Genomic DNA, 9,201 nt, shown 5'->3' with positions numbered 1-9,201 from the left:
CCGCGGGCCGGCCGTCCCCATCAAACGACTCCCCCACCGCAAGATGCAGATCCAACCTGACCGGGACAGTCGTCGCCTCATCCACCGGCGACCGCTCCCCCAGCACCTCACCGGCCGAAGCCGCCCTCACCTCACCCAGATCCAGCGCGGAACGCCGCGTGTTCTGCATGGTGAGCATCACCTGGAACAACGGGTTACGGCTCTGCACCCGCGTCGGCGCAGTCTCCTCCACCAGCCGCTCGAACGGCACGTCTTGGTGCGCGAACGCCCCCAGACTCGCCTCCCGCACCCGGCCCAGCACCTGCCGGAACTCCGGATCACCCGACAGATCCGTACGGATCACCAACGTGTTGACGAAGAACCCGACCAGCTCGTCCAACGCTTCATCGGTACGACCCGCAATCGGCGTCCCGATAGGGATGTCGCTGCCGGCACCCAGCCGCGACAGCAACACCACCAGTGCCGCCTGCAACACCATGTACGGCGTCGCACCCTCCGCACGCGCCAACTCCGCCAGCCGCTGATGCACCTCCGCCGACACCCGCACCGGCACCCGATGCCCACGATGACCGATCACCGCAGGACGCGGCCGATCCACCGGCAGCACCAACTCCTCCGGCGCACCAGCCAACGCCTGCCGCCAGTACTCCACCTGCTGCGACAGCAGACTCCCCGGATCCGACGCCTCACCCAAAAGCTCCCGCTGCCACAACGTGTAATCCGCATACTGCACCGGCAACGGCTCGAACACCGGAGCCTCACCACCCCGCCGCGCCGCATACGCCCGAGAGACATCCTTGGTCAGCGGGCCACGGGACCAACCATCGGAGGCAATGTGATGCATCACGACCAGCAACACCTGCTCGTCGGGCCCGCCCTGGAACAGCCATGCCCGAATCGGTAACTCCGCCGACAGGTCGAACGCGTACTGCGACGCACGGGCGACGGCCTCATCCACCGTCCCGGGCTCCACCTGGGAGACCTCCAGGTCCCAGTCGAACTCGTCCGGGTCGGCAATCTCCTGATACGGCTCGCCGTCCACGGCCGGAAACATCGTCCGCAGCGATTCGTGCCGCCCGATCACATCCCGCAACGCCGCACCCAGCGCGTCGACGTCCACATCACGCATGCGGATCGGAGTGGGGATGTTGTAGGTGGGGCTGGGGCCCTCCAACTGAGCCAGGAACCACAGCCGGCGCTGCGCGAACGACAACGGCACCCGCTCCGGGCGTACCCCCGCCCGCAACGGCGTCCGCGCCTGCCCTGCGCGGTCGGCCAGCTCGCCCGCCAACGCGGCAACCGTCGGGGCCTCGAACAACGACCGGACCTCGACCTCCACCCCCAACACGACTCGGATCCGCGACACCAACCGCACCGCCAACAGCGAATGGCCGCCCAGATCGAAGAAGTCGTCGTCGACGCCGACGGACTCCAGACCCAGGACCTCGGCGAACGCCGCACACAGCGCCACTTCCACCGGTGTGGCCGGGGCGCGCCCCGTGCCGGCGACGTACTCGGGGGCGGGCAGTGCCTTGCGGTCGAGCTTGCCGTTGGCGGTCAGCGGTAGTTCCGGCAGCGAGACGACGGCAGCCGGGACCATGTACTCCGGCAGCCTCCCCGCCACGAACTCCCGCAGACTGTCGGGCTCACCCTCGTCGGCTGCCACGACGTAGGCGACCAGGCGCTTGTCACCGGGGCCGTCCTCACGGGCGATCACCACAGCCTGAGCAACGCTCGGGTGGGACAGCAGGGCGGCTTCGATCTCGCCTGGCTCGATTCGGAACCCGCGGATCTTCACCTGCTCATCCGCACGCCCGGCGAAGACGAGCTGCCCGTCCGGGCTCCACTTCACCAGGTCACCGGTCCGATACATCCGCTCACCACCGGAACCGAACGGGCAGGCCACGAACCGCTCACCGGTCAGCGACGGACGCCCCACATAGCCGCGAGCAAGCGCCTCGCCGGCGACGTACAGCTCGCCGGTGACGCCGACCGGCACCGGCTGGAGGGTGTCGTCCAGCACGAACAGGCGGGTGTTGGCGATCGGGGCACCGATCGGCACCACCCCACCAGCCACCGACTCCCCGGTCAGCTCGGCGGTAGCGACACCAATCGTCGTCTCGGTCGGACCGTAGTGGTTGAACACCCGCCGGCCCCCGGCACCAGCCGCCTCCACCAACTCCCGCACCCAACCGACAGGTGCCGCCTCACCCCCGAGAACCACCGACCGCCCGGGCAACAGCGCCTCGACACCCGCCACCGACGTCAACGCCTGCAGATGCGACGGCACCACCTTCAACGCATCGATACCCTGCCCAGCCACATACACCGCCACCGCATCCGGGTCGGTGACCAACTCCTCGCCCAGCACGTGGAGTTGACCGCCCGTGGCCAGGCTGGAAAACACCACCGTGTTCCCCAGATCCGTCACCTGCGCCTGCAACAGCGCATACCTCGCCCCCGGCATCGTCCAACCAAGCCGCTCGGACACCGACGACACGTAGTTGGCCAGCGACCCATGCGTCACCGCCACACCCTTCGGCACCCCCGTCGAACCCGACGTATAAATCACATACGCCAACCCCGCCGGATCAACGTCCAGCCCCACAGCCGTACCCGCATAACCCTCCAGCAGGGCGGTCGTCGTCGGGTCGTCCACAGCGATCATCCGCACCCGACCCGCCGGCAGATCATCCAGCGCATCCCGCGTACCCAGCACCACCTGAACACGACTGTCACCCAGCAGATACGCCACCCGCTCCGTCGGCAACCCACCATCGATCGGCAGGTACCCGGCGCCCGCCTTCCACACCGCCAAGATCGCCGTCACCATCTCCACACCCCGCGGCAGACACAACCCCACCACCGACTCACGCCCCACACCCACATCACGCAAATAGCACGCCAGCCGATCAGCAGCCGCACCCAACTCCCCGTAGGTCAGCTGCTCCCCATCGGCGACCACCGCCACCCCCTCCGGGACAGCCGCCACCTGCCGCTCGAACAACTCCACCACCGACGACGACCCCACCGGCTCCACCGCGGTGTCGTTGAACTCCACCAACACCCGATCCCGCTCCCCGGCACCGAGCACATCCACCGCAGACAGCCGCACCTCCGGATCCGCCACCACGGCCTCGACCACCCGCTCCAGCCACCGCGCGAAGCGGCCCGCCGCGGGCCCGTCGAACAGGTCCGCCGCAACCGTCACCGCCCCGCGCAGGCCGGCCGGTTCGCCATCGGCGTCGTGCACCTCGTTGAGGGACAGCCACAGGTCGAACTTCACCGAGGTCAGCGAGCTCACGTCGAGCGCCGAGGCCTCTTCGTCCTCGACACGGTTCTCGCGTGTGCCACTGTCCACATGGCGGCTGACGCCGGGCATGTCCAGGGACGCGTCCCCGCTCGTCTGCATGGTCAGCACAACCTGCGCCAGAGGATGGCGCGCCATCGACCGGGACGGCGCCAGCTCCTCCACCAACCGCTCGAACGGCACGTCCTGATGCGCGAACGCACCCAGACTCGCCTCCCGCACCCTGCCCAGCACCTGCCGGAACTCCGGATCACCCGACAGATCCGTACGTATCACCAACGTGTTGAGGAAGAACCCGACCAGATCATCCAGCGCCTCGTCCGTACGACCCGCGATCGGCGACCCGATCGGAATGTCGGTACCAGCGCCCAGGCGTGAGAGCGTCACTGCCATCGCCGCCTGCAGCAGCATGAACGTCGTCACGCCCTCGGCACGGGCGAGGTCCGCCAACCGCCGATGCATCTCCGCCGGTATCCGCACCGGCGCGGCATGTCCCCGATGGCTGCCTGCCGCGGGCCGCGGGTGGTCGGTCGGCAGCGTCAGTTCCTCCGGAGCACCGGCGAGCGTCCGCCGCCAGTACTCCACCTGCCGCGACAGCAGACTCTCCGGATCCGACTCATCGCCCAGCAACTCCCGCTGCCACACCGCGTAATCCGCGTACTGCACCGGCAGCGACTCGAACACCGGGGCCTCACCACGCAGGCGCGCCGCGTACGCCGCCGACAGATCCCTGCTCAGCGGCCCCATCGACCAGCCGTCGCCCGCAATGTGGTGCAGCAACACCAACAGCACCTGCTCGCCCGCACCGTCCTGGCCGTCCTGGCTGCTCTGGCCGTCCTGGCCGTTCTGGAACAGCCACACCCGGATCGGCAACTCCGCCGACAGGTCGAACGCGTACCCCTTCGCCTGGTCCACGGCTGAGACCACGTCCTCGGGTGCCACCTCGGACACGTTCAGCCGCCACTCGAAGTTTCGCGGGTCGTGGATCTGCTGGTAGGGCTCGCCGTCCACGGCCAGGAAGGTCGTGCGCAGCGACTCGTGGCGCGCGATCACGTCGCGGAACGCCTGCTCGAGTACCGCTGCATCGACGCCGCTCAGGCCGATTCGTGCCGAGACGTTGTAGGTGGGGCTGGGGCCCTCGAGTTGGGCCAGGAACCACAGCCGCCGCTGCGCGAACGACAACGGCAACCGCTCCGGGCGCGCCCCCGCCCGCAACGGCAGGCGACCAGTGTCCCTGCCCTCTGCCGCGAACCGGGCTGCGAGGCCGGCCACCGTCGGGGCCTCGAAGAGCGCCCGGACCTCGACCTCCACTCCGAGCACCGCGCGGATCCGTGCGGTCAGCCGGACCGCGAGCAGCGAGTGCCCGCCCAGGGCGAAGAAGCTGTCGTCCACCCCGACCGATTCCACACCCAGGACCTCGGCGAACGCCGCACACAGAATCTCTTCCTCCGGCGTCGCCGGACCCCGGCCTGCGCCCGCCGTGTACTCCGGTGCAGGCAGTGCCCGCCGATCCAGCTTGCCGTTCACCGTCAGCGGGAAGTCGGCCAGCTCCACCACCGCGGCCGGCACCATGTACTCGGGCAAGCGGCCTGCCACGAACTCCCGCACGGACTCCGTGCCGACCCCGGCACCACCCCCGTCGCCGTCCCCCTCGACCGGCACCACGTACGCCACCAACCGCTGGTCACCCGGCGTGTCCTCACGAGCCACCACCGCTGCCTGCCGCACACCCGGGCAGGCAAGGAGCACCGCCTCGATCTCGCCCGGCTCGATACGGAAGCCGCGGATCTTGACCTGCTCATCCGCGCGCCCGGCGAACAGCAGTTGCCCGTCCGGGCTCCACTTCACCATGTCGCCGGTCCGGTACATCCGCTCGCCGGAATCCGCTCCGAACGGGCAGGCCACGAACCTCTCACCCGTCAGCGACGGACGACCGATGTAGCCGCGCGCCACGCCCGCACCGGCTACGTACAACTCACCGGCAACACCCGCGGGTACCGGCCGCAGTGCCTCGTCGAGCACGTACAGGCGGGCGTTGGCGATCGGTCCGCCGATCGACGGCTCGTCACCGGGCGTGAGCGGGGCCGACATCGACGCACACACCGTGATCTCCGTCGGCCCGTACGCGTTGATCATCCGGCGGTCCGACGACCACCGCCCGGCCAGGCCCGCGTCCAGCGCCTCACCAGCCGACACCAGCGTCGTCACGGACGCCAGGTCGCCCGCGTCCAGTGCGCCGAGCACGACGGGCGGCAGCGTCGCGTGCGTCACCCCGTGGCGCGCCACGACCTCCGCGAGCCCACCGTCGGGCAGCAGTTCGTCCGCCGGCGCCGTCACCAGCGCCGCTCCGGTGCCCAGCGCCATCAGTACTTCCCACACAGCGGCGTCGAAGCTGATCGAGGCGAACTGCAGGACACGCGAGCCCGGTCCCACCGCGAGCCGGTCGCCCTGCGCTGCCACGAGGTTCGCGGCGCCGGCGTGCGAGACGGTCACGCCCTTCGGTGTGCCCGTCGAGCCGGACGTGTAAATGACGTACGCCGCCCCTGCCGGGTGGATCGTCACCTCGGGCGCGGTCGCGGGGTGCACGTCCAGCAGCGCGGTCGTCATCGGGTCGTCGAGGGCGATCAGCGGAACGCGGCCGACCGGCAGGTCCTCGAGGGTGTCCTCGGTTCCCAGCACGAGTTCCGTGCTGGTTCCGTTCAGCATGTACGCCACGCGATCGACCGGCAGGCGCCCGTCGATCGGCAGGTAGGCCGCACCGGCCTTCCATACCGCGAGGATCGCGGTCACGAGTTGGACGCCGCGCGGCAGGCACAAGCCCACCACCGACTCCTGTCCCACGCCCCGGCTGCGCAGGTGGTTCGCCAGCCGGTTGGCCGCCACGTCCAGCTCGGCGTACGACAGCTCCGCACCCTCGCCCACCACCGCCACCGCATCCGGAGCGGCTGCCACCCACTGCCCGAACAACTCCACAATCGAAGAACCAGTGACCGCGAGCGCCGAGTCGTTCCACTCCCGCAGCAGCACGTCCCGCTCGTCCACGGCTAGCACGTCCACGGCGTCCAGAGCGGTTTTCGAGCCGCCGTCGAGCTCGCGCGTGAGCGCGCTGACCACGTTCTCCAGCGCGGTGTAGAACAGCCTGGCGACCGCCTGGGGGTCGAGCGTGCTGACCGTTTGCACGCCCAGGCTCAGACCTCCTTCGCCTCGGTCGTTGGCCGACACCGCGACCGGATAGTTCGTCCTGTCCTGAACCATGACTCGTCGGATGCCCGAGACGGGGCGCTGCTCGTCCTGTTCCGGGTCGGCCTGGGGCACGGTGGCGCCGGTGACATGCCGGTAGTTGAACAGGGATGTGAAGAGGGGGGTGTGGTCGGCGATGCCGCTGGCCTGCTGCGCCACTGCCAGCGGAGCGTGCTCGTGCTCCATCAGGGCGGTCAGCTGGTCCCGCATCTGCTCGACCGCGGCACGTACCCCGACCTGGCCGGTCCGCACCCGCATGGGAAGGGTGTTCATGAACGGACCGACGACACGGTCGGCGCCCTCGCCCGCGTTCATCCGGCCGAACAGCACCGTCCCGAACACCACATCATCCCGACCCGACAGCGTCGCCAGCACCCGGGCCCACACCACATGCAGCACGGTTGCCGCGCTGACACCCAGATCTCGCGTCGCCCGGCGCAGGCCTTCGGTGATCTCGTCCGCGACGGGCAGGGCCACGCCCACGACCCCGCTGCCGTCGCCGCGCGCTTCGAGCAATCCGTAGGGGGCGGTGGGTTCGGTCACGTCGCCCAGCAGCTCGGCGAAGAACCGCTCGTGCTCCTCACGCGGCACCGCACGCGTCTGCGCGACGAAGTTGCGGAACGGCAGTGCGGGGGCCAACTGGTCGGCCGCGCCGGACAACACCGCCCGCAGCTCGTCCAACAGCACGTCCATGCCGACGTGGTCCTGCACCATGTGATGCATCCGCACGACTGCCAACCAGCGGCCCTCAGGTGCCTCGGCCACGTGCAGGTCCATCAACGGCGCGCGGACGAGGTCCATCACGAGCCCGGCCCTGGCGATCAGGCCCCGCCCTCGCTGCTTCGATTCCATGGAGTCGAACTCCATGCAGTGCTCGATGACCGGCACCTCGACGTGCCGCCGTACCACCTGCAGCGGCTCCCGCAGGCCCTCCCAGGCGATGCCGGTGCGGTAGATGTCATGCCGGTTGACGACCTGCTGCAGAGCGCTTGCGAACTCATCCAGCCGGGAGCGTGAATCGAACTCGACGACGCGCGCGGTGAGGTAGACGTCTTCGCCCTCGCCCGCCATGAGGTGGTGGAAGAACATGCCTTCCTGCAGCGGCGCCAGCGGATAGACATCCGCCACGTTCGCCGCCCCGCCCTCGACGGTCGCGATCACTCGGTCGATCTCAGCCTGCTCCAGCTCCACCAGCGGCAACATCTGCGGCGTGATCTGCTCTGCGTCGGCGGGTATCAGATTGTCGGGCACCTGAACTGGCGCGGTACCCGTCGCACGCGCCAACCCGGCCGCGAGGCCGGCGGGTGTCGGGTCCTCGAACAGCGTCCTGATCTTGACCTCCGCGGCCAGCCGGCCACGAATTCTCGACAGCAACCGGATCGCCAGCAGCGAGTGCCCGCCGAGTTCGAAGAAACTGTCATCGGCGCCGACCGACTCCAGACCCAGCACCTCCGCGAAGATCTCGCAAAGTGCAGCCTCGGTCTCGTTCGCCGGCGCCCGACCGACACCACCACCCGACTCCTCAGGAGCAGGCAGCCCCTTGCGGTCGAGCTTGCCGTTGGCGGTCAGCGGCAGCTCCGGCAGCGCGATGACGGCAGCCGGAACCATGTGATCGGGCAGCCGCGCCGCCACGAACTCCCGCAGGCCCTCTGGCTCATCGCCGTCCGCCGCCACGACGTAGGCGACCAGGCGCTTGTCGCCGGGCGTGTCCTCGCGGGCGACGACCGCCGCCTGGACCACGTCCGGATGGGTAAGCAGGGTGGCCTCGATCTCACCGGGCTCGATACGGAACCCGCGCACCTTCACCTGCTCATCCACACGCCCCGCGAACACCACCTGCCCATCCGACGTCCACCTGGCCAGGTCCCCGGTCCGATACATCCGCTCACCGACGCCGAAGGGGCAGGCCACGAACCGCTCACCCGTCAGCGACGGCCGACCCACATAACCCCGCGCCAGCCCCGCACCGGCGACATACAACTCACCGGTCACCCCCACCGGCACCGGCTGGAGGGTGTCATCCAGCACAAACAGGCGGGTGTTGGCGATCGGGGCACCGATCGGCACCACACCACCAGCCACCAACTCCCCGGTCAGCTCGGCAGTGGCGACACCAATCGTCGTCTCCGTCGGACCATAGTGGTTGAACACCCGCCGGCCCCCGGCAGCAACCACCAGTTCTCGCACCCAGCCAGGACCGGCGGCTTCGCCGCCCAGGACGAGGGAACCAGCAGGAAGCAGCGGCTCGATACCCGCCGCGGACGTCAACGCCTGCAGATGCGACGGCACCACCTTGAACGCATCAATACCCTGCCCGGCCACATACTCCGCCACAGCATCCGGGTCGGTCACCGACTCCTCGTCCAGCACGTGGAGTTGACCACCCGTGGCCAGACTGGAGAACACCACCGTGTTACCCAGATCCGTCACCTGCGCCTGCAACAGCGCATACCTCGCCCCCGGAACCACCCAACCCAACCGCGACGACACCGACGACACGTAGTTGGCCAGCGACCCATGCGTCACCGCCACACCCTTGGGTACGCCCGTCGAACCCGACGTATAAATCACATACGCCAACCCCGCCGACTCCACCGCCACCCCAGGCAACGCGTCCGAAGCGTCCACCGACCACGCCAACTCCTGCGCAC

At 69.4% G+C, this 9,201-nt stretch carries 1 protein-coding gene (only partly in view); it reads right to left on the bottom strand.

The window, feature by feature from the left end:
• Window positions 1–9,201 carry part of the coding region annotated (locus ACWD02_RS41775; RefSeq protein ID WP_451221839.1) for an amino acid adenylation domain-containing protein on the bottom strand (this coding region is incomplete at its 3' end). The annotated region continues 1,741 nt past the right edge of the window, so 9,201 of the 10,942 annotated nt are shown.

Source organism: Streptomyces sp. NPDC002853, from assembly GCF_053591915.1.
The sequence above is the reverse complement of the archived record's forward strand: the minus strand, read 5'-3'. Positions and strand labels throughout refer to the sequence as shown.